We start from the raw sequence: 20,123 nt of genomic DNA on the forward strand, positions 1-20,123 counted from the left end.
AAGAGGTGGAGACGGAATCAGCGGAAGCGGGGATCGTCGGAGTCGGGCACGTAGGCGGCCTCGTCGTCCTTCGGCGCAGTCGGCTTCGACGGGGCCTTGGCACGTCGGCGCGGCGCGGGCGCGGCGGCCTCGACCGGCGCCGGCTCGGCCGACTCCTCGATGAAGCGCACATCCGGGGCCTCGATCGGCGGCGCATTCAGCTTCGAGACATGGTCATAGAGCGCATGCACCAGCGGATCGCAGCCCTCGCGGGTCAGCGCGGAGAGCTCGAACACCGGGCCCTTCCAGCGCAGCCGGCGCACGATGTCCTTCACCCGCGCCTTGCGCTCGACCGGATCGGGCAGCATGTCGAGCTTGTTGAGCACCAGCCAGCGCGGCTTCTCGTAGAGCGCCTTGTCGTACTTCTTCAGCTCGCGGGCGATCGCGCGGACCTCGGCGACCGGGTCGACGTTCTCGTCGAAAGGCACCGCATCGACCAGGTGCAGCAGCACGCGGGTGCGCTGCAGATGGCGCAGGAACAGGTGGCCCAGGCCGGCGCCCTCGGAGGCGCCCTCGATCAGGCCCGGCACGTCGGCGACGACGAAGCTCTGGCTCGGACCGACGCGCACGACACCCAGGTTCGGATGCAGCGTGGTGAAGGGATAGTCGGCGATCTTCGGCCGCGCGTTCGAGATCGCGGTGATCAGCGTCGACTTGCCGGCGTTGGGCATGCCCAGCAGGCCGACGTCGGCCAGCACGCGCAGCTCGAGCTTGAGCGCCTTGATCTCGCCGGGCCAGCCCGGGGTCTTCTGGCGCGGCGCGCGGTTGGTGCTGGACTTGAAGTGCAGGTTGCCGAAGCCGCCGTCGCCGCCCTTGGCCAGGACGATCTTCTCGCCGTGCTCGAGCAGCTCGGCGATGATCTCCTCGGTCTCGGCGTCGCGGATGATCGTGCCCACCGGCATGCGCAGCACCACGTCCTCGCCGGCGGCGCCGAACTGGTCCGAGCCGCGACCGGCCTCGCCATTGCGCGCCTCGTGGCGGCGGGTGTAGCGGAAATCGACCAGCGTGTTCAGGTTGCGGTCGCCCAGCGCGTAGACATGGCCGCCACGGCCGCCGTTGCCGCCATCGGGGCCGCCAAAGGGAATGAACTTCTCGCGCCGGAAGCTCGCGCAGCCGGCACCACCGTTTCCGGCGGCCACGTCGATCGTGACCTCATCGACAAATTTCATGCGTGTTCTCCGGACGAGAGATCTTTGCAATGCAAAAAGCCCCGGCACGCCGGGGCTTCATGCGCATGAGGCGAAAGGACAGGTGTGTCCGTTCGCTCAGACCGGCGTGACGACGACGGTCTTGCGGTTCTCGGCGCCCTTGACGGCGAACGAGATCGTGCCATCGACCAGCGCGAACAGCGTGTGGTCACGGCCCATGCCGACGCCCGGACCGGCGTGGAAACGGGTGCCGCGCTGACGCACGATGATCGAACCGGCGCTCACGACCTGGCCACCGTAGGCCTTGACGCCGAGCATCTTCGGCTGGGAATCACGGCCGTTCCGTGTGGAACCGCCGCCTTTTTTCTGTGCCATGTTTCAGCTCCTGGGAGATCTGGAATGAGGACCGGGGATCAGGCCACGACCGCGCTGATCTGCAGCTCGGTGTAGTTCTGGCGATGGCCCTGGCGCTTCTGGTAGTGCTTGCGGCGACGCATCTTGAAGATGCGGACCTTGTCGTGACGACCGTGCGAGACGACGGTGGCCGTCACCGAGGCGCCATCCACCAGGGGTGCACCGACCTTGAGCTCAGCGCCGTTGCCGACGGCGAGCACCTGGTCGATCACGATCTCCTGACCGACGTCCGCAGTGATCTGTTCTACCTTGATTTTTTCGCCGGCTGCAACCTTGTATTGCTTGCCACCGGTTTTTATGACCGCGTACATGTCAACCCTTTCGTGGGGAAAAGAACTTCCTGATCGCGCGCCGTGGCCTGCCTGCCTTGTGAAGCAGCAGACCCGTTCCGCGCGAAGCCGAAGATTGTAGCACGGCTCATGCAAGCAGTCCGCAATCCTGTCGGATCGGGCCGACGCGCCCGCGCCGCCGGACTGTCGGGCGATACCGTCACGGGCAGGCGGGGGCCGCAGGCTTCCTATAATCCACGGATTGTGCCCTCCCGACCTGAGAAGTCCTCCCTCGTGAGCCTCGCCACCGATTCCTCGAACAACCAGGCCGCCATCACCGAACTGATGGCCGGCGAGATGGCGCAGGTTGACGCCGTGATCCACCGTCGGCTCGCCTCCGAGGTGGTGCTGATCAACCAGATCTCGCACTACATCGTCAGCGCGGGCGGCAAGCGGCTGCGCCCGATGCTGGTGCTGCTGTTCTCGCGCGCGCTCGGCTTCGAGCAGCCGGCCCGCTTCGAGCTGGCCGCCACCGTCGAGTTCATCCACACCGCGACGCTGCTGCATGACGACGTGGTCGACGAGTCCTCGCTGCGACGGGGCCGCCAGACCGCCAACGCGCTGTTCGGCAATGCCGCCAGCGTGCTGGTGGGCGACTTCCTGTACTCGCGCGCCTTCCAGATGATGGTGTCGGTCGACAGCATGCGGGTGCTCGAGGTGCTGGCCGACGCAACCAACGTCATCGCCGAGGGCGAGGTGCTGCAGCTGCTGAACATGCATGACCCCGACATCTCGGTCGAGGACTATCTGCGTGTCATCCGCTACAAGACCGCCAAGCTCTTCGAGGCCAGCGCCCGCATCGGCGCGGTGCTGGCCGGCAGCGACAGCCCGCTCGAGGAGGCCTGCGCGGCCTACGGCCAGGCGCTGGGCACCGCCTTCCAGATCGTCGACGACCTGCTCGACTACGAGGGCACCACCGCTGCGCTGGGCAAGAACGTCGGCGACGACCTGCGCGAAGGCAAGCCCACGCTGCCGCTGCTGGCGGCGATGAGCCGCGGCACGCCCGAGGAGCGCGAGCTGATCCGCCATGCGATCCAGAACGGCGAGGTCGAGCGCCTGGACGAGATCGTCGCCATCGTGCGCCGCACCGGTGCGCTGGACATCACCCGCGAAGCCGCCCGGGCCGAGGCCGAACGCGCTCGCGAACATATTTCTGCGCTCCCCTCTTCCCAATTCAAGGATGCGCTGCTAAGATTGACAGTCTTGGCGGTTGACAGAACTTCCTGAGCAATCAGACGAGTTCACGACTGAAGAGCACACGGGGTGTAGCTTAGCCTGGTAGAGCGCTACGTTCGGGACGTAGAGGCCGGAGGTTCGAATCCTCTCACCCCGACCAGCTTCTTCAGCATCCATGTCAGCCAGACGCCAGATTTCGGGGTGTAGCTTAGCCTGGTAGAGCGCTACGTTCGGGACGTAGAGGCCGGAGGTTCGAATCCTCTCACCCCGACCAGACATTGCCTTGCACGACAAGGACGCATGAAAGCCCCACTTGCTGGGGCTTCGTCGTTTCAGGCCCCGAGCGCTGTCGATCCTCGGGCGCCGCGGGCCAACGGAGTCAGAATCCCCCCATGACCCACGCCCCCTGCACGACCCTGCCCTCGTGGCCCCACGCCTATCCGGCCAGCGGCGCCCGCGCCACGCTGAAAGCCCTCAACGAGGACTTCATCGTGACCGAGCTGCCGCTGCAGCTGCCCTGCGGCACAGGCGAACACCTCTGGCTGGATGTCGAGAAGAACGGCGCCAACACCGCCTTCGTCGCGCAGCAGCTGGCGGCCGCCGCGGGCGTGACCGAGCGCGACGTCGGCTACGCCGGCCTGAAGGACCGCCACGCGATCACCCGCCAGTGGTTCAGCATCTACCTGCCGACCGGCAAGGCCGGCGAGACGCCCGACCTGACGACACTCGAGCACCCGGAATTCAAGGTGCTGGCCCAGAGCCGCCATGTGAAGAAGCTGCGTCCCGGAGATCTGCAGGGCAACCGCTTCCGCATCGTGCTGCGCGACGTGAAGGGCGAGCGCGAGGCCATCGAGGCCAACCTGAAGGCGGTGGCCGCGCAGGGCGTGCCCAACTACTTCGGCGCGCAGCGCTTCGGCTTCGACGGCGGCAATGTCGAGCAGGGCCGGGCCATGCTGGCGCGCGAGATCCGCGTGCGCAACCCGAAGAAGAAGGGCATCTACCTGTCGGCGGTGCGCTCATTCGTCTTCAACGAGGTGCTGGCGCAGCGCATCGCGCAGGGCCTGTGGGGCCGGACGCTGCCCGGCGACGTGATGGACGAGGCCGGCCGCCCGACCGGGCCGCTGTGGGGCCGTGGCCGCGTGATCACCACGGACGAGGCGCAGGTGCTGGAGAACGGCGTGGCCGAGCGTCACGCCACGCTGTGCAGCGGCATGGAATTCGCCGGGCTGGACCAGGAGCGCCGTGCCCTGGTGGCGCTGCCGGCCGACATGACCTGGGAATGGCCGCAGGCCGACCAGCTGGTGCTGAGCTTCAGCCTGCCCGCCGGCAACTACGCCACCTCCGTGCTCGACGAGATCCTGCACACCACCGAGCCCGAGCGGCACGCCGAGAACGAGCCCGAAGCCGAAGCGCCATGACCGCCGCCGCCCGCCTGCTCGCCCTGCCCGTGCTGCTGCTGCCGCTGGCCGCGGCGGCCCAGACGCCACCGAACGCCGCGCCCGAAGCCGCGCTGCAGGCCTGCTTCGCCGAATTGCAGCCTGCCGCCCGCGCAGCCGGCGTCACGCCCGAGACCTGGCGGCGCCACACCGCCGGCCTGACCGCCCTGCCCGACGTGCTGGACAAGCTCGACCAGCAGCCCGAGTTCCGCACGCCGATCTGGGACTACCTGGCCGCGCTGGTCGACGACGAGCGAGTCGCGCAGGGCCTGGCGATGCTGGAGCAGCACCGCCAGGTGCTGGACGAGGTGGCGCGGCGCCACGGGGTCGACCCGGCCACCGTGGTCGCCGTCTGGGGCGTCGAGAGCAACTTCGGCCAGACCTTCGGCAAGTACCCGCTGGTGCAGGCGCTGGGCACGCTGTCATGCTGGGGGCGGCGCCAGACCTTCTTCCGCGGCGAGCTGTTCGCGGCGCTGCGCATCCTGCAGGCCGGTCATGTCGCGCCGGAGCGGCTGGTCGGCTCCTGGGCCGGCGCCTTCGGCCACACCCAGTTCATGCCGACCACCTACGAGCGGCTGGCGGTCGACTTCGACGGCGACGGCCGCCGCGACCTGATCGACAGCGTGCCCGACGCGCTGGCCTCGACCGCGAACTTCCTGACCCGCGCCGGCTGGAAGGACGGACTGCCCTGGGGCTTCGAGGTGCGGCTGCCGGCCGGCTTCTCCACCGAGGGCCAGGGCCGCAAGGTGCGCCAGCCGATGGCGCGCTGGCGCGATCTGGGCCTGCGCCGCGCCGACGGCTCGCCGCTGCCGGAACTCGAGCAGCCCGCCGGCCTGATGACGCCGGCCGGCGCGCGCGGCCCGGCCTTCCTGGTGCTGAAGAACTTCGACGCGATCTACAGCTACAACGCCGCCGAGAGCTACGGGCTGGCGATCGCGCATCTCGCCGACCGGCTGCGCGGCGGCGGCCCCTTCGTGACGCCGTGGCCGACCGACGACGCCGGCCTGTCGCGCGCCGAGCGCCGCGAGCTGCAGCAGCTGCTGGCCGGACGCGGGCACGACATCGGCACGATCGACGGCCTGCTGGGCGAGCGCAGCCGTGCGGCGATCCGCGCCGAGCGCCAGCGCCTGTTCGGCGAGCGCACCCCGGACGGCCGCGCCGGCCAGAAGCTGCTGCGCACGCTGCGCGCCGAGGCGCTGCTGCCGGCGACCGACAGCGCCGCGCCGGCCTCGCCCGACATGCCGATCAGCCAGTGACGGTGAACAGCGCGCGGTGGGCGTCGCGCAGCAGGTTCTTCTGCACCTTGCCCATCGCGTTGCGCGGCAGCTCCGTCACCACGAAGGCGCGCTTGGGCACCTTGTAGCCTGCGATCTGCGTCTTCAGCCGCGCCACCAGCGCGTCGGCGTCGAGCGCGGCACCCGCCTTGGGCACGATCAGCGCGATCACGCCCTCGCCGAAGTCCGGGTGCGGCACGCCCACCACCGCCGACTCGGCCACGCCGGGCATGTCGTTCAGCCAGCCCTCGATCTCGGCCGGGTAGACGTTGTAGCCGCCGCTGATGATCAGGTCCTTGCTGCGGCCGACGATGGTCAGGTAGCCCTGCGCGTCGAAGCGGCCGACGTCGCCGGTCCTGAACCAGCCGTCCGCGGTGAACTCCTCGGCCGTCTTTTCCGGCATGCGCCAGTAGCCGCCGAAGACGTTGGGGCCGCACACCTGCACGTTGCCGATCTCACCCACGGGCAGCGCCACGCCCTGGTCATCGACGACGCGCACGCCCACGCCCGGCAGCGCCGGCCCGACCGTGCCACCCAGGCGACGCGGCTCCGGCTCGCCATCGGCGGCGCGGCAGGGGTTCGACGTCAGCATGATCGTCTCGCTCATGCCGTAGCGTTCCAGGATGGTGTGACCGGTGCGCGCCTGCCAGTCGCGGAAGGTCTCGATCAGCAGCGGCGCCGAGCCGGAGATGAACAGCCGCATGCGCGCGCAGGCCTCGCGCGTCAGCCCGGCCTCCTGCAGCAGCCGCACGTACAGCGTCGGCACGCCCATGAAGACGGTCGCGCGCGGCAGGCGCTCGACCACCGCCTTCGGATCGAACTTCGCCAGCCACAGCATCTTCGAGCCGTTCAGCAGCGCGCCGTGGCTGGCGACGAACAGGCCGTGGACGTGGAAGATCGGCAGCGCGTGGATCAGCACGTCGCCTTCGCGCCAGTCCCAGAAGTCCTTCAGCACCTGCGCGTTCGACAGCAGGTTGCCGTGGCTGAGCATCGCGCCCTTGCTGCGGCCGGTGGTGCCGGAGGTGTAGAGGATCGCGGCCAGATCGTCGGCCGCCTTCGGCGCGATCTCGTGCGTGTCGGGAAAATGCGCGGCGCGGTCGAGCAGCGTGCCGGTGCGATCGTCGTTCAGCGTGAAGACATGTGCCACGCCTTTCTGGAAGGCGAGCTGGCTGATCCACGGGAAGTTTCTGCCGGCGCAGACCACCACCGCCGGCTCGGCGTTGCCGATGAAGTAATCCAGCTCGGCCGCCTGGTAGGCGGTGTTCAGCGGCAGGTAGACGAAGCCGGCGCGCAGGGTCGCCAGGTACAGCATCAGCGCCTCGACCGACTTCTCGGTGTGCGCGGCCACCCGGCTGCCGGCCGGGATCTCCAGCGACTGCAGCAGGTTGGCCAGCATCGCGGTGGCGCGGTCGAGGTCGCGCCAGGAGTAGTCCAGCCCGCTGTCGGTCTCGATCGCGATCGCGTCGAGGTCGGCGGGAAAGGCGGCGCGCAGGGCGGCGAAGAGGTTGGGGTTGGCGGCGGGGCTCATGGGCGGCGGGCGTGGGTCCCCGCCTGCGCGGGGATGACGGAAGGAATGGGCGCGCTCAGGCGCTGGTGAATCAGGCGCCGGTGAACTTCGGGGCGCGCTTCTCGATGAAGGCGGTGATGCCTTCGCGGTGGTCGGGACCGCTGGCATAGGCGGCGAGCTGCTGGCGCTGGGCCTCGGAGAACGCGAACTGCGGCGCGACCAGACGCAGCGCCTGCTTGTTCAGGCGCGCGGCGCGCGGAGCGCCGGCGGCGATGCGCCGCGCGGTGGCCTCGGCCTCCTGCGCGACCTCCTCGTCGGGCATCACCCGCTGCACCAGGCCGCGCTGCAGCGCGACCTCGGCCTCGAGCAGCCGCGCCTCCAGCAGGATCTCCGCGGCGGTGGCCAGCCCGGCCACCCGCGCCACGCCGGCAAGCTCGTCGATCGCCATCGGGAAGCCCAGCCGGGCGATCGGCGCGCCGAAGCGGCTCGAGCGCCCGGCGATGCGGAGGTCGCACTGGCAGGCGATCTCCAGCCCGCCGCCGACGCAGGCGCGCTCGATCTGCGCCACCAGCGGGATGTCGCAGCGGTACATCGCGTCGAGCGCCGGCGCGACGATGTTCTCGTGGAAGTCGCGCACCGTGTCCGGCTCGAAGCGGAAGGCCGGGAACTCCTCGATGTCGCCGCCGGAGACGAAGGTGCCGCCCTCGCCGCGCACGATCACGCAGCGCAGGTCGGGCTCGCGCGCGTCCAGGCCGTCGAAGATCTGGCGCAGCTCGCGCCACATCGCGACGTTGACGGCATTGAGCTTGCCCGGGTTGGACAGCGTGAGCACCGCCACGCCCGACAGCGTGGCGTGGGGTTCGAGGCGGACGGCGGACGGGGCCGGGACCAGGGCCGGGGCATTCATGCGGGACGATCTCCAGAGAAGTCCTGAAAGGACGGATGCACAGGCATCGGGGGCGACGATGCTAGGCCGGCTCGCTGACCGCAGGCTTGAGCGGGGCCGGGCTCACTCCAGCGCATCCCACAGCAGCTTGACCCCAGTCAGGAACATGCCCCACTGCACCAGCCGGTAGAACCAGCGCGGCGAGACATGCTTCGTCGCCTGGATGCCGAGCAGCACGCCGGCGGCAGCCACCGGCATCAGCGCCGCCGAGGTGGCGAGCTGCCCCCAGTCGAGCAGGCCCAGCAGCCCGTAGGGCACCCACTTGGCGGCGTTGATCGCGGCGAAGAACACCGCCGAAGTGCCGGCATAGGCCAGCGGCGCCATGTGGCGCGGCAGCAGCGCCATCACGATCGGCGGGCCGCCGCTGTGCGCGATGAAGCTGGTGAAGCCGGAGGTCAGCGCCAGCGCGCCGCTGGCCGCCGCGCCGGGCGGCGCGGCATCGGCCTGCGGCGGGAACTTCAGGTTCCAGGCCAGGAAGATCAGCGTCACCAGGCCGGTCAGCCCGCCCACCAGGTGCGGCGACAGCACGCCGAAGCCGATCCAGCCCAGCACGATGCCGATCAGGCCGGCGGGCAGCAGCTGGCGCAGCACCGTCCAGTCCGCATGACGGCGCAGCGTCATCAGACCCATGAGGTCGGACAGGCACAGCAGCGGCAGCACCAGCGCGGCGGCCTGCGGCACGGTCACGCTCATCGCCAGCAGCGGCGTGGCCAGCGCGCCGATCCCGGAGGCGAAGCCGGACTTGGAGATGCCCACCAGCAGCGCGGCCGGCACCGCGACGGCGTAGAACGCCGGATCGGTGATCACAGGATGCGGCAGGCGTCGTCGAAGTCCAGGCGCGCGGCACGCGGGCGCAGGCCGGCCGGGTCGCCGTGGCCGAGGTTGCACACCAGCAGCGTCTTCACCGCGGTGCCGTCCCAGAAGGCGGCGTCCACGCCGGCGGCGTCGAAGCCGGCCATCGGGCCGCAGTCCAGCCCCAGCGAGCGTGCCGCCAGGATGAAGTAGCCGGTCTGCAGCGTGGCGTTGAAGCGCGCCATCTGCTCGACCTTGGCCGGCTGGCCCGCGAAGGCGGCAGCAGGCACATGCGGCGCCAGCCGGCCCATCGTCGCGGGAAAGTCGAGGTCGGCGCCCAGCACCGCCACCACCGGCGCAGCGGCGGTCTTGGCACGGTTGCTCTCGGCCATCAGCGGCAGCAGCGCAGCGCGCGCCTCGGCCGAGACGATGAAGCGCACCCGCAGCGGGCCGCAGTTCATCGCCGTCGGCGCCCATTTCAGGCGCTCGTGCAGCTCGCGCAGCAGCTCGGGCGCGACCGGGCGGTCCTGCCAGGCGTTGTGGGTGCGTGCCGCCGAGAAGAGCTGAGCGGGGGTGAGCGGGGTCGTTTCCGGCGAGGTCGTCATGGCGGGGCCGTCCGGCCCGCAGCCGGCAGCGACAGTGGAAAAAGGCCACAATTGTCGGATGTTTGCCCCCAGCCAGAACGACGTCCGGACATTCTTCTGCGAGGCCTGGCGCAAGTCGCGCGCCGGCGAGCCGCTCTCGCCGATCGAGACCCTCGCGTCGCAGTGGATCGAGCTCCACCCCGAATACCATGCCGAACTGGCCGACCTGCCCGCCGCGCTGGCCGCCGTCTACCAGGTCGAGGACGGCCGCACCAATCCCTTCCTGCACCTGTCGATGCACCTGAGCATCAGCGAGCAGGTCTCGATCGACCAGCCGCGCGGCATCCGCCAGGCGGTCGAGCTGCTGGCCGCGAAGCGCGGTGACCTGCACGCGGCGCAGCACGAGGTGATGGAGTGCCTGGGCGAGATGATCTGGGCCTCGCAGCGCAGCGGCCAGCCGCCCGACCCGCACGCCTACCTCGACGGGGTGCGCCGCCGCGCCACCGCCGACCGCGGCTGAAGCGGCAGATCGCCCCATGAGCGCCACCTCCCACGCCGCCACCGCCGTGGCCCGCCCGGCCGACCTGATCATCGCCATCGCGCTGGCGCTGCTGCTGGGCCTGCAGCCGGTCTCGACCGATCTCTACCTGCCGGCGCTGCCCGGCATCAAGGCCGAACTGGGCGCCTCGATGGCCGCCACCCAGCAGACCATGGCCGCGCTGCTGCTGGCCTTCGGCTTCGGCCAGCTGGTCTGGGGGCCGGTGGCCGACCGCTTCGGCCGCCGGCCGGTGCTGCTGGTGTCGCTGTCGGCCTATCTGCTGTCCAGCCTGGCGGCGGCCACTGCGGCCGACATCCAGGCGCTGATCCTCACCCGCATCGTGCAGGGCGCGGCGATGTCGGGTGCGGTGGTGGTGGCCCGCGCGATGGTGCGCGATCTCTACCAGCCCAGCGAGGGCATGCGCATCATGTCGCTGGGCATGTCGGGGCTGGGGCTGATCGCGCTGTCCAGCCCGCTGCTGGGCGGTCTGGTGACCGGCTGGTTCGGCTGGCGCGCCAGCTTCGTGACGATTGCGCTGATCGTGCTGAGCGCGCTGCTCTTCGTCGCGCTGCGCCTGCCCGAGACGATCCGCGAGCGCAATCCACACGCACTGCAGCCGGGTCCGCTGCTGCAGGGCTGGTCGCGCATCCTGCGTCATCCGACCTTTCTCGGCTGGTCCGGGCTGACCGCGGCGACCTACGGCGGCCTGTTCCTGTTCCTGTCGGGCTCGTCCTTCGTCTACATGCAGGTGCTGGGCCTGAGCGCGACCCAGTACGGCCTGGCGCTGTGCAGCAGCTCGGTGGCCTATCTGGCCGGCACGGTGGTGTGCCGGCGCTGGCTGGTGCGCCACGGTCCGACCGGCGCGGTGCGCCGCGCGGCGCTGATCTCGCTGGCCGGCGGCCTGTCGATGGCCGCGCTGGCGCTGGCCGGCGTGCAGACGGTCTGGGCGGTGCTGCTGCCGCAGCTGGCCTATGCCTTCGGCCACGGCACGCACCAGCCCTGCGGGCAGGCCGGCGTGGTCGGGCCCTTCCCGCAGCAGGCCGGCATGGCCTCGGCGCTGTCGGGCTTCATTCTGGCGGCGACCGCCTTCCTGCTCGGCCAGTGGCTGGGCGGCGCGCTCGACGGCACGACCCGGCCGCTGGCCTGCGGCGTGGGCGCGGCCTCGGTGGCGGTGGCGCTGATCGGCTGGACCGTGGTGCAGCGCCACGGCCTGTCGGCGGAGAAGCACGCATGAGCGCCGCCCCGGTGCTGGTGATCGCCGGCCCCACCGCCTCGGGCAAGACCGGCGCGGCGCTGGCGCTGGCGCGTGCGGCGCGCGCGCTCGGCCTGCCGCCGGTGGAGATCATCAGCGTCGACTCGGCGCTGGTCTACCGCGGCATGGACATCGGCACCGCCAAGCCCACGCCGGCCGAGCGGGCCGAGGTGCCGCACCACCTGATCGACCTGATCGAGCCGACCGCCGCCTACTCGGCCGCCGAGTTCGTCGCCGACACGCGCCGGCTGATCGGCGAGATCCGCGCACGCGGCGCCGAGCCGGTGCTCGCCGGCGGCACGATGCTCTATCTGAAGGCGCTGTTCGACGGCCTGGACACACTGCCGCCGGCCGACGCCGCGCTGCGCGCCGAGCTCGATGCGCAGGCCGCGCAGATCGGCTGGCCGGCGATGCACGCGGAGCTGGCGCGCATCGACCCGATCACCGCCGCGCGGCTGGCCCCGAACGACGCGCAGCGCATCCAGCGCGCGCTGGAGGTCTGGCGCCTGAGCGGCCAGCCGCTGTCGGCCTGGCACACCGGCCGCTTCGACCGCGCGCGGGTGGCCGAGGCCGCCCGGCCCGACGAGTTCCGGCTGCTGTCGCTGGAGCCGCAGGAGCGCGCCTGGCTGCACGCGCGCATCGCGCATCGCTTCGAGGTCATGCTGGCCGAGGGCTTCGTGCCTGAAGTCGAGCGGCTGCGCGCACGCGGCGATCTCGACCCCGGCCTGCCGTCGATGCGCTGCGTCGGCTACCGCCAGGCCTGGGAGGCGCTCGACGGCCTGTGGCCGGCCGACGAGCTGGCCGAGCGCGGCATCGCCGCGACCCGCCAGCTCGCCAAGCGCCAGCTCACCTGGCTGCGCGGCATGCCGCAGCGCGAGGTCATCGCCGCCGACGGGCCCGACCCGGTCGGCGCGGTGCTGGCGCGCGGCCTGCCGCTGCTCGAGGCGCGGGCGCGATGACGCCGGCACCGCTGCTGCGCCTGCAGGGCCTGGGCAAGGCCTATCGCGACACGCCGGTCTTCGAGGCGGTCAGCCTGGAGATGGCGCCGGGCGAGGTGGTGGCGCTGGTGGGCGACTCCGGCGTGGGCAAGTCCACGCTGCTGAACTGCATCGCCGGGCTGGACCGCGCCGACCGCGGCCAGGTCGAGATCGCCGGCCGCGAGGTGCAGGCGCTCGACGATCACGCCGCCGCGCTGCTGCGCCGCGAGGCGCTGGGCTTCGTCTTCCAGGCCTTCCATGTGCTGCCGCATCTGAGCGTGGCCGACAACATCGCGCTGCCGCTGCTGCTGCTGGGCTGGCGCGAACGCGCGGCCATCGACACCCGCGTGGCCGAGCTGCTGGCCGAGGTCGATCTGGCCGGGCTGGGCTCGCGCCGGCCGCGCGAGCTCTCCGGCGGCCAGCTCCAGCGGGTGGCGATCGCGCGCGCGCTGGTGCACCGCCCGGCGCTGATCCTGGCCGACGAGCCCACCGGCAATCTCGATCCGCGCACCGCGCAGCGGGTGCTCGACCTGCTGGTCGGCCAGGCGCGGCGCCACCGGGCCGGCTGTCTGATCGTCACCCACTCGGAGAGCGCCGCCGCGCAGGCCGACCGGCGGCTGCGGCTGCGCGCCGACGGCATCGAGGCGCTGCGATGAACCCTCCCGAGCGGTCCGCGGCCTCAGCCGCCGAGCGACAGCGGCAGGGTGTGCACCCGGTCGCGGCCGGCACGCTTGGCGTCGTAGAGCGCCTGGTCGGTGGCACGGATCAGCGCATCCAGCGTCGGCGTGGCCGCGCTCATCGCCACCACCCCGAGGCTGATGGTCACCGGCACCTGCAGCGGATGCTGCGGATCGCGCAGCCCGGCCTGCACCGCCTGGCGCATGCGCTCGGCCAGCCGCACCGCCTCGCGCTGGCCGGTCTCGGGCAGCAGCACGATGAACTCCTCGCCGCCGAAGCGCGCCAGCAGATCGGTGCGCCGCAGCGTCGCAGCGCAGGTCTGCGCGATCTCGACCAGCAGCCGGTCGCCGGTCTGGTGGCCGTGCTCGTCATTGACGCGCTTGAAATGATCGACATCGATCAGCACCAGCGCCAGCGCACGGCCATGCCGGGTGGCACGCTCGAACTCCAGCGCGGCCTGGGTCATGAACCAGCGGCGGTTGCGCACGCCGGTCAGCGCATCGGTCAGCGCCAGCTGCTCGGCACGGCTGCGCGCCTGGTCGAGCGCGACGATCAGCCTCAGCGTGATGCCTGCGCCCAGCCCGGCGATCGGCACCGGCAGCAGCGTGGCCAGCAGCAGCGAGCGGGTGCTCAGCGGCCAGCCCGCCAGCAGATGCCACAGCACATCAAGCAGCACCGACAGCAGCACGCTGGAGCCGACGATGGCCAGCGTGGCCTGCCTCACCCCGATCCGGTCGACCCAGTCGACCAGCCGGTCCATCCACGGACCGAAGCCAGTCGGCAGGCGCTGCGCCGCCTCGACCGGTTCACCCACCGCCGCCGGATTGGCCAAGTTTGCCGGATGGGCCTCGGGATCGTTCATGTTCTTGGATTGAATCTGGAACGTGGATCAGGTACTGCAACGGATTGTGCACTCAAATCTGCTCACAAACGGTACCGAACCGCTGCAATGCAGACACGTCTGTGACGACCTCGCCTGCCTCGCCCCCTCTCGTGCGCCCGAATCGCCCGGCCGGCGCCCTGCCGCTGCTGCTGACGCTGATCGCGCAGGAGATGCGCCACCATCCCGGCCGGGTCGCGGTGGCGCTGCTGGCGGTCGCGCTGGGCGTGGCGCTGGCCTTTGCGGTGCATCTGATCAATGCCTCGGCGCTGGCCGAATTCGGCCAGGCGGTGCGCACCGTCAACGGCCAGCCGGATCTGGAGCTGCGCCCGGCCGGCGCCCGGCAGCTCGACGAGGCGCTGTATGCGCAGGTCGCGGCGCGGCCGGAGGTGGCGCTGGCCAGCCCGGTGATCGAGATCGACACGGTCGCGCTGGACGCGGGCGGGCGCAAGCGCGGCCTGCGGGTGATCGGCCAGGACATGCTGGTGGCCGCGGCGCTGGCACCGGCGCTGCTGCCCCGGGCCGATCCGGCACTGCGCGAGGCCTCGGGTGACGCGCCCCGGCTGGCGGCGCTCGATCCGGACCGTGTCTTCCTGAACCCGGCGGCGCAGCGCCTGTTCGGCGTGGCCCCGGGGGGGGCGCTGCGGGTGCAGAGCGGCGGCCGGCTGGTGGCGCTGACGGTCGGCGGCTCGGTGGCGGCCGACACCGCGCCGCTGGCAGTGATCGACATCGCCGGCGCACAGGCGCATTTCGACCGGCTCGGCCAGCTCGGCCGCATCGACCTGCGCCTGGTGCCCGGCGCCGACCGTGCAGCGCTGCTGGCCGCGCTCGGCCCCGGCGTGCGCGCGGCCGCGCCGGACGAGGCGGCGCAGCGGGTCTCCAATCTGTCGCAGGCCTACCGGGTCAATCTGACGGTGCTGGCGCTGGTGGCGCTGTTCACCGGCGCCTTCCTGGTGTTCTCGGTGCAGTCGCAGGCGGTGGCCAAGCGGGTGCCGCAGCTCGCGCTGCTGGGCGTGATCGGCATGACCGGCCGCGAACGGCTGGCGCTGGTGCTGCTGGAGTCGGCGCTGCTGGGCGGCGCGGGCGCGCTGATCGGCCTGGCGCTGGGCGCCGGTCTGGCGCTGCTGGCGCTGCAGGTGCTGGGTGGCGATCTGGGCAGCGGCCTGCTGGGCGGCGGTGCGCCGGCGCTGCAGTGGTCCGGCCGCGCGGCAGCGGTCTATGGCGGCCTGGGTCTGCTGGCGGCGCTGGCCGGCGGCTGGCAGCCGGCGCAGGTGGCCGCCCGGCTGGCCCCGGCCCAGAGCCTCAAGGGCCTGGGCGGCGAGGATCTGCAGGCGCGCCGGCCCTGGCTGGGCCCGCTGCTGCTGGCGCTGGGCGTGGCGCTGGCCTTTGCACCGCCCTGGCAGGGCCTGCCGCTGGGCGCCTATGCGGCGGTGGCGCTGCTGCTGGTGGGCGGCATCGTCACCGTGCCGCTGCTGGTGGGCGGGGTGCTGGGCCGCCGGCCCGGTGCGCGCCAGCCGATCCTGCTGCTGGCGCTCGAGCGCGCCCGCGACCAGCGCGACAGCGCCACCATCACGGTGGCCGGCGTGGTCGCCAGCCTGGCGCTGTCGGTGGCGCTGACGGTGATGGTGGCGAGCTTCCGCGACTCGGTCACCGGCTGGCTCGACGAGGTGCTGCCGGCCGACCTGTACGCCCGCACCGCCGCCACCGTCGCCCAGGCCGACGGCGCCTATCTGGAGCCGGACTTCGTGCGGGCCGCCGCCGCCCTGCCCGGCGTGGCGCGGGTGCAGGCGCAGCGCATCGTGCCGGTCGATCTGGATCCGGCGCGGCCGCCGCTGGCGCTGATCGCCCGCGAGATCGGCGACGCGCGACGCACGCTGCCGCTGGTGGGCGAGCCGACCGAGCCGGCCGGCGACGGCCTCCCCGAGATCTGGGCCAGCGAAGGTGCGGTCGCGCTGCATGGCCTGGCGCCGGGCCGGGTGCTGGCGCTGCCGCTGCCCGACGGCCGCCGCATCGAGGTGCGGGTGCGCGGCGTCTGGCGCGACTACGCGCGCCAGAGCGGCGTGCTGGCGATCGAGCGCGACACCTGGCAGCGCCTGAGCGGCGACCGGCGGGTCAACGATCTGGCGCTGTGGCTGGCGCCGGGCACCGATCCGGGCGCGGTGCAGGCCGGCCTGCGCGCGCTGGCGGCCGATGCGGCGCTGCTGGAGATCGCCACGCCGGCGCAGATCCGCGCCACCTCGCTGGCGATCTTCGACCGCAGCTTCGCGGTGACCTACTGGCTGCAGGCGGTGGCGATCGTCATCGGGCTGTTCGGCATCGCGGCGAGCTTCTCGTCGCAGGTGCTGGCGCGCCGACGCGAGTTCGGCGCACTGCAGCATCTGGGCATGGCGCGCCGCCAGGTGCTGGCGCTGGTCTGTGCCGAAGGTGCGGTGTGGACCGGCTTCGGCGCGCTGCTCGGGCTGGCGCTGGGGCTGGCGGTCAGCGTGGTGCTGGTGCATGTGGTCAACCCGCAGAGCTTTCACTGGACGATGGAGATGGCCCTGCCCTGGGGCCGGCTGGCCGCGCTGGTCGCGGCGGTGCTGACCGCCGGCACGCTGACCGCCTGGATCGCCGGCCGGGCCGCCGCATCGCGCGAGATGGCGCTGGCCGTCAAGGAGGACTGGTGATGACACCGATCCCGCCACCCCCACCACCACGCCGGCTTTCACGCCGCGCGCTGCTGCGTGCCGCCGCACTGACGGCACCGCTGCCGGCCGCTTCGGCCCCCTCGGCACCGGCCGGCGTGCGCCCGCGCGCACTGGTCTTTCCAGCCGACTTCGGCGCCCATCCCGACACCCGCACCGAATGGTGGTACGCCACCGGCTGGCTGGCCGACCCGGCCCGGCCCGGCGAGCCCACCCACGGCTTCCAGGTGACGTTCTTCCGCTCGCGCACCGCGCTGGCGCAGCGCCAGCCGCCGCATCCGAGCGCATTTGCCGCGCGGCAGCTGATCTTCGCCCATGCCGCGCTGACCGATCTGGGGGCGCGGCGCCAGCATCACGACCAGCGCATCGCGCGCGAGGGCTTCGGCCGTGCCGGCGCCGCCCTCGGCGACACCCGCGCCACGCTCGGCGACTGGCATCTGGCCCGCGAAGCCGGCGTGAACAGCGACACCAGCCTGTACCGAGCCCGGGTCGGCTCGGCCGCGCTGGGCGGCACGCTGACGCTGGTGCTGCGCACGACGCAGCCGCTGCTGCTGCAGGGCAGCGCCGGCTTTTCCCGCAAGGGCCCGGACCCGGAGCAGGCCAGCCACTACTACAGCCAGCCGCAGCTGGCGGTCGAGGCGCGCTGGCAGCCCGAGGGCGCTGCGGCCGCCGCACGCACGCTGGCCGGCCGCGGCTGGCTCGACCATGAGTGGAGCGAAACGCTGCTGCACCCGCAGGCGGTCGGCTGGGACTGGATCGGCATGAACCTGGACGACGGCAGCGCGCTGACCGCCTTCCGGCTGCGCCGCGCCGACGGCAGCACGCTGTGGGCCGGCGGCTCCTGGCGCCGCGCCGGCCAGACGCCGCTGCAGGCCCGGGCCTTCGGCCCGGACGAGGTGCGCTTCACGCCCGGCCGCCGCTGGAGCAGCGCGGCCACCGGCGCACGCTATCCGGTCGAATGGCAGGTCGAGACGCCGGTCGGACGCTGGACGGTGCAGGCCCTGCTCGACGCGCAGGAACTCGACAGCCGCGGCAGCACCGGCACCGTCTACTGGGAAGGCCTGAGCGCACTGATCGGGCCCGACGGCCGCCGCGCCGGGCTGGGCTACCTCGAGATGACCGGCTATGCCGGCCGGCTGGCGCTGTAGGCTGCCCCGACCTGCCCACTGGATTGCACACGATTTTGCACACGATTGCACACGATGTCCGCACCCGCACGATGAGCCCGCCTCGACCTGATCGCCCTGCCGCCCCCACCGCCCGCCCGCTGGCGGCGCTGCGCCCCTTCTTCGCCCCCTACCGCCCGCAGATCCTGCTGGCGGCGATCTTCCTGCTGCTGGCCGCGGCCAGCACGCTGCTGCTGCCCTTCGCGCTGGGCACGCTGGTCGACCGCGGCCTGGTCGCGGCCGATCCCGGCGACCGCATCATGGCGCTGCGCGAGCATTTCCTGGCGCTGTTCGCGGTCGGGGCGGCGATCGGGGTGTTCTCGGCGGCGCGCTACTACATGGTGAGCTGGCTGGGCGAGCGCATCACCGCCGACCTGCGCTCGGCCATCTACGCGCATGTCATCCGCCAGAGTCCGGCCTTCTTCGAGACCACCCGCGGCGGCGAGGTGCTGTCGCGGCTGACCACCGACACCACGCTGGTGCAGACGGTGGTGGGCTCGAGCCTGTCGATGGGGCTGCGCCATCTGGTCACCGGCCTGGGCGCGCTGACCGTGCTGGTGCTGACCAATCCGGGCGTGATGCTGCCGGTGCTGGGCGTGCTGATGCTGGTGGTGCTGCCCACGCTGCTGGTGGGGCGGCGGGTGCGCCGGCTCAGCCGCGCCAGCCAGGACCGGGTGGCCGACACCAGCGCGATCGCCGCCGAGGTGATCGCCGCCATCCCGGTGGTGCAGGCCTTCGGCCAGGAGGGGCGCGAGGCCCGGCGCTACCGCGACGCGGCCGAGGCGGCCTTCGAGACCGCCGGGCGGCGCTCGCGCATGCGGGCGCTGATGATGGCCTTCATGATGACCGCCACCTTCGGCGCGGTGCTGTGGGGCCTGCACCAGGGCACCGGCGCGGTGCTGCGCGGCGAGCTCTCGGCCGGGCATCTGGGCCAGACCGTGGTCTATGTGGCGCTGCTGGTGGGCAGCGTGGCGGTGCTGTCGGAGGTCTGGGGCGACCTGCTGCGCGCCGCCGGCGCCACCGAGCGACTGATGGAGCTGCTGTCCGAGCGCTCGCCGGTGCAGGATCCGCCCGCGCCGCGCCGGCTGCCGCCGGCGGCCGGCGGCGCGGCGCTGAGCCTGCGCGGCGTGGTCTTCCACTACCCGTCGCGGCCCGACCGCGCCGCGCTGGCCGGCATCGACCTGGAGATCCGCCCCGGCGAGACGATCGCGCTGGTGGGCCCGAGCGGTGCGGGCAAGACCACGCTGCTGCAGCTGCTGCTGCGCTTCCATGATGTCGATGCCGGCGCGGTCGAGATCGACGGCGTCGACGTGCGCGATCTGGCGCTGGCCGAGCTGCGCGCGCGCATCGGCCTGGTGCCGCAGGACAGCACGATCTTCTCGGCAGACGCGATGGAGAACATCCGCTACGGCCGCCCCGATGCCAGCGACGAGGCGGTCTTCGCCGCCGCGCGCGCCGCGCAGGCCGACGGTTTCATCCGCGCGCTGCCCGAGGGCTACCGCACCTTCCTGGGCGAGCGCGGCGTGCGGCTGTCGGGCGGCCAGCGTCAGCGCATCAGCATCGCCCGCGCCATCCTGGCCGACGCGCCGCTGCTGCTGCTCGACGAGGCCACCAGCGCGCTGGACGCCGAAAGCGAGCGTCTGGTGCAGAGCGCGCTGGACGCCGCCATGAAGAACCGCACGACGCTGGTGATCGCGCACCGGCTCGCGACGGTACAGCGTGCCGACCGGATCATCGTGCTGGACAATGGCATGATTGCCGAACAGGGGCGGCACGCCGAACTGGTCCTGCGCGGAGGACTCTATGCCCGGCTGGCCGCCATGCAATTCCAATCCAGCGCCACGACATGACGACACCCACCCAGCGAGGATCGATCGACGACCGCAAGGAGCCGCGCTACCAGGTCAACTGGCGCGCCCGCATGACCCTGCCCGACGGGCAAGTGCTTGATGTGCGCGTGCAGGACATCTCGCAGAGCGGCGTGGGCATGCTCAGCGATGTGCCCGTTCAAGGCAACACGGTCATGAACGTGGTGATGGGCGTGCCTGACCCGGACAACCTGGCTCGGGTGATGGGCGTGCCGGTGCAGGTCCACATGGCCTATGTGGTGCTGAACAACCACGACTTCCGCGTCGGCGGCAAATGGGTCAACCTGCAGCCGGCGGCACGCGACCTGCTGCAGGCCTGGATCCGGCGCCTGAGCTTCCAGGACTGAAGGCGGCCGGAGCGCGGGCCGGCCGACCGGGCCGGCGCATGACAGAATCGCAGGCCTTTCCCTGTCCGCTGTCCTGCCCCTGCCGCCG

At 72.2% G+C, this 20,123-nt stretch carries 19 protein-coding genes and 2 tRNA genes; 13 read left to right on the forward strand and 8 right to left on the reverse strand.

What is annotated here, in order from left to right; all coding sequences use genetic code 11:
• Window positions 1-17 precede the first annotated feature (17 nt).
• The 3 genes from obgE to rplU form a co-directional block, all read right to left on the reverse strand.
• On the reverse strand, window positions 18-1,208 hold the full coding sequence (obgE, locus tag NFT33_RS15190; protein WP_251676605.1) for a GTPase ObgE: 1,191 nt from the start codon (window positions 1,206-1,208) through the stop codon (window positions 18-20).
• Between the two features lie 96 nt (window positions 1,209-1,304).
• Entirely contained in the window at window positions 1,305-1,562 is a 258-nt protein-coding gene (gene rpmA / locus NFT33_RS15195) for a 50S ribosomal protein L27 (protein WP_037478753.1), read from the reverse strand.
• Between the two features lie 38 nt (window positions 1,563-1,600).
• Window positions 1,601-1,912 carry a 50S ribosomal protein L21 gene (gene rplU / locus NFT33_RS15200; protein ID WP_149502888.1) on the reverse strand — a complete coding sequence of 104 codons (312 nt, stop codon included), beginning with the start codon at window positions 1,910-1,912 and terminating at the stop codon, window positions 1,601-1,603.
• 252 nt (window positions 1,913-2,164) lie between these two features.
• On the opposite strand from rplU, the gene ispB reads away from it, so the two are divergent.
• From ispB to NFT33_RS15225, 5 genes are all read left to right on the forward strand, one after another.
• Window positions 2,165-3,157, forward strand: coding sequence for an octaprenyl diphosphate synthase (gene ispB, locus NFT33_RS15205; RefSeq protein WP_259373213.1), 993 nt, complete (start codon window positions 2,165-2,167; stop codon window positions 3,155-3,157).
• A gap of 32 nt (window positions 3,158-3,189) precedes the next feature.
• Window positions 3,190-3,266 (forward strand) — tRNA-Pro (locus tag NFT33_RS15210).
• A gap of 37 nt (window positions 3,267-3,303) precedes the next feature.
• A tRNA-Pro gene (locus NFT33_RS15215) sits at window positions 3,304-3,380 on the forward strand.
• A 118-nt stretch (window positions 3,381-3,498) separates the two neighbouring features.
• Window positions 3,499-4,524: a tRNA pseudouridine(13) synthase TruD gene (truD, locus tag NFT33_RS15220; RefSeq protein WP_251676607.1), complete on the forward strand. Its 1,026-nt coding sequence runs from the start codon at window positions 3,499-3,501 to the stop codon at window positions 4,522-4,524.
• Complete coding sequence (locus tag NFT33_RS15225; protein WP_251676609.1) at window positions 4,521-5,798, forward strand: lytic murein transglycosylase; 1,278 nt, start codon at window positions 4,521-4,523, stop codon at window positions 5,796-5,798. Before truD ends, NFT33_RS15225 begins: the two co-directional genes overlap by 4 nt.
• Here NFT33_RS15225 and NFT33_RS15230 read toward each other — a convergent pair.
• The 4 genes from NFT33_RS15230 to NFT33_RS15245 all read right to left on the reverse strand — a co-directional run bounded on the left by NFT33_RS15230 (window position 5,788) and on the right by NFT33_RS15245 (window position 9,666).
• Entirely contained in the window at window positions 5,788-7,344 is a 1,557-nt protein-coding gene (locus NFT33_RS15230; RefSeq protein WP_251676613.1) for a malonate--CoA ligase, read from the reverse strand. The genes NFT33_RS15225 and NFT33_RS15230 overlap by 11 nt on opposite strands.
• 70 nt (window positions 7,345-7,414) lie before the next feature.
• Window positions 7,415-8,230, reverse strand: coding sequence for an enoyl-CoA hydratase/isomerase family protein (locus tag NFT33_RS15235; RefSeq protein WP_251676615.1), 816 nt, complete (start codon window positions 8,228-8,230; stop codon window positions 7,415-7,417).
• 102 nt (window positions 8,231-8,332) lie between these two features.
• Window positions 8,333-9,076: a sulfite exporter TauE/SafE family protein gene (locus NFT33_RS15240; protein WP_251676617.1), complete on the reverse strand. Its 744-nt coding sequence runs from the start codon at window positions 9,074-9,076 to the stop codon at window positions 8,333-8,335.
• On the reverse strand, window positions 9,073-9,666 hold the full coding sequence (locus NFT33_RS15245) for a malonic semialdehyde reductase (protein ID WP_251676619.1): 594 nt from the start codon (window positions 9,664-9,666) through the stop codon (window positions 9,073-9,075). The genes NFT33_RS15240 and NFT33_RS15245 overlap by 4 nt, the downstream gene beginning before the upstream one ends.
• A gap of 58 nt (window positions 9,667-9,724) precedes the next feature.
• Between NFT33_RS15245 and NFT33_RS15250 the strand changes: the two genes are divergently transcribed.
• From NFT33_RS15250 to NFT33_RS15265, 4 genes are read left to right on the forward strand one after another with little or no spacing between them, the layout of a single operon-like run.
• Window positions 9,725-10,165, forward strand: coding sequence for a DUF1841 family protein (locus tag NFT33_RS15250; protein WP_149502881.1), 441 nt, complete (start codon window positions 9,725-9,727; stop codon window positions 10,163-10,165).
• Between the two features lie 16 nt (window positions 10,166-10,181).
• Complete coding sequence (locus NFT33_RS15255) at window positions 10,182-11,417, forward strand: multidrug effflux MFS transporter (protein WP_251676621.1); 1,236 nt, start codon at window positions 10,182-10,184, stop codon at window positions 11,415-11,417.
• A complete protein-coding gene (gene miaA / locus NFT33_RS15260; protein ID WP_251676623.1) occupies window positions 11,414-12,394 on the forward strand; it encodes a tRNA (adenosine(37)-N6)-dimethylallyltransferase MiaA in 981 nt (326 codons plus the stop codon). Before NFT33_RS15255 ends, miaA begins: the two co-directional genes overlap by 4 nt.
• Entirely contained in the window at window positions 12,391-13,068 is a 678-nt protein-coding gene (locus tag NFT33_RS15265) for an ABC transporter ATP-binding protein (protein ID WP_251676625.1), read from the forward strand. The genes miaA and NFT33_RS15265 overlap by 4 nt, the downstream gene beginning before the upstream one ends.
• 23 nt (window positions 13,069-13,091) lie before the next feature.
• On the opposite strand, the gene NFT33_RS15270 is transcribed toward NFT33_RS15265, so the two are convergent.
• Window positions 13,092-13,952, reverse strand: a complete 861-nt coding sequence (locus NFT33_RS15270; RefSeq protein WP_251676627.1) for a GGDEF domain-containing protein — start codon at window positions 13,950-13,952, stop codon at window positions 13,092-13,094.
• Between the two features lie 191 nt (window positions 13,953-14,143).
• Between NFT33_RS15270 and NFT33_RS15275 the strand changes: the two genes are divergently transcribed.
• The 4 genes from NFT33_RS15275 to NFT33_RS15290 all read left to right on the forward strand — a co-directional run bounded on the left by NFT33_RS15275 (window position 14,144) and on the right by NFT33_RS15290 (window position 20,035).
• Window positions 14,144-16,636: an FtsX-like permease family protein gene (locus NFT33_RS15275; protein ID WP_251676652.1), complete on the forward strand. Its 2,493-nt coding sequence runs from the start codon at window positions 14,144-14,146 to the stop codon at window positions 16,634-16,636.
• On the forward strand, window positions 16,636-17,802 hold the full coding sequence (locus tag NFT33_RS15280; RefSeq protein ID WP_251676629.1) for a lipocalin-like domain-containing protein: 1,167 nt from the start codon (window positions 16,636-16,638) through the stop codon (window positions 17,800-17,802). Before NFT33_RS15275 ends, NFT33_RS15280 begins: the two co-directional genes overlap by 1 nt.
• A 71-nt stretch (window positions 17,803-17,873) precedes the next feature.
• Window positions 17,874-19,670, forward strand: coding sequence for an ABC transporter transmembrane domain-containing protein (locus tag NFT33_RS15285; protein WP_220784967.1), 1,797 nt, complete (start codon window positions 17,874-17,876; stop codon window positions 19,668-19,670).
• The gene (locus NFT33_RS15290; protein WP_149502874.1) at window positions 19,667-20,035 is read left to right on the forward strand and encodes a PilZ domain-containing protein; all 369 of its coding nucleotides are present in this window, start codon (window positions 19,667-19,669) and stop codon (window positions 20,033-20,035) included. The genes NFT33_RS15285 and NFT33_RS15290 overlap by 4 nt, the downstream gene beginning before the upstream one ends.
• Window positions 20,036-20,123 lie beyond the last annotated feature (88 nt).

It is taken from the genome of Sphaerotilus sp. FB-3 (genome assembly GCF_023706025.1).
Classification (GTDB): Bacteria; Pseudomonadota; Gammaproteobacteria; order Burkholderiales; family Burkholderiaceae_C; genus Sphaerotilus; species Sphaerotilus sulfidivorans.

Excerpts from the sequence above, each read along its gene's own strand:
- obgE (WP_251676605.1), bottom strand. The coding sequence starts at position 1,208 with ATGAAATTTGTCGATGAGGTCACGATCGACGTGGCCGCCGGAAACGGT.
- rpmA (WP_037478753.1), bottom strand. The coding sequence starts at position 1,562 with ATGGCACAGAAAAAAGGCGGCGGTTCCACACGGAACGGCCGTGATTCC.
- rplU (WP_149502888.1), bottom strand. The coding sequence starts at position 1,912 with ATGTACGCGGTCATAAAAACCGGTGGCAAGCAATACAAGGTTGCAGCC.
- truD (WP_251676607.1), top strand. The coding sequence starts at position 3,499 with ATGACCCACGCCCCCTGCACGACCCTGCCCTCGTGGCCCCACGCCTAT.
- NFT33_RS15225 (WP_251676609.1), top strand. The coding sequence starts at position 4,521 with ATGACCGCCGCCGCCCGCCTGCTCGCCCTGCCCGTGCTGCTGCTGCCG.
- NFT33_RS15230 (WP_251676613.1), bottom strand. The coding sequence starts at position 7,344 with ATGAGCCCCGCCGCCAACCCCAACCTCTTCGCCGCCCTGCGCGCCGCC.
- NFT33_RS15235 (WP_251676615.1), bottom strand. The coding sequence starts at position 8,230 with ATGAATGCCCCGGCCCTGGTCCCGGCCCCGTCCGCCGTCCGCCTCGAA.
- NFT33_RS15245 (WP_251676619.1), bottom strand. The coding sequence starts at position 9,666 with ATGACGACCTCGCCGGAAACGACCCCGCTCACCCCCGCTCAGCTCTTC.
- NFT33_RS15250 (WP_149502881.1), top strand. The coding sequence starts at position 9,725 with ATGTTTGCCCCCAGCCAGAACGACGTCCGGACATTCTTCTGCGAGGCC.
- NFT33_RS15255 (WP_251676621.1), top strand. The coding sequence starts at position 10,182 with ATGAGCGCCACCTCCCACGCCGCCACCGCCGTGGCCCGCCCGGCCGAC.
- miaA (WP_251676623.1), top strand. The coding sequence starts at position 11,414 with ATGAGCGCCGCCCCGGTGCTGGTGATCGCCGGCCCCACCGCCTCGGGC.
- NFT33_RS15265 (WP_251676625.1), top strand. The coding sequence starts at position 12,391 with ATGACGCCGGCACCGCTGCTGCGCCTGCAGGGCCTGGGCAAGGCCTAT.
- NFT33_RS15270 (WP_251676627.1), bottom strand. The coding sequence starts at position 13,952 with ATGAACGATCCCGAGGCCCATCCGGCAAACTTGGCCAATCCGGCGGCG.
- NFT33_RS15275 (WP_251676652.1), top strand. The coding sequence starts at position 14,144 with ATGCGCCACCATCCCGGCCGGGTCGCGGTGGCGCTGCTGGCGGTCGCG.
- NFT33_RS15280 (WP_251676629.1), top strand. The coding sequence starts at position 16,636 with ATGACACCGATCCCGCCACCCCCACCACCACGCCGGCTTTCACGCCGC.
- NFT33_RS15285 (WP_220784967.1), top strand. The coding sequence starts at position 17,874 with ATGAGCCCGCCTCGACCTGATCGCCCTGCCGCCCCCACCGCCCGCCCG.
- NFT33_RS15290 (WP_149502874.1), top strand. The coding sequence starts at position 19,667 with ATGACGACACCCACCCAGCGAGGATCGATCGACGACCGCAAGGAGCCG.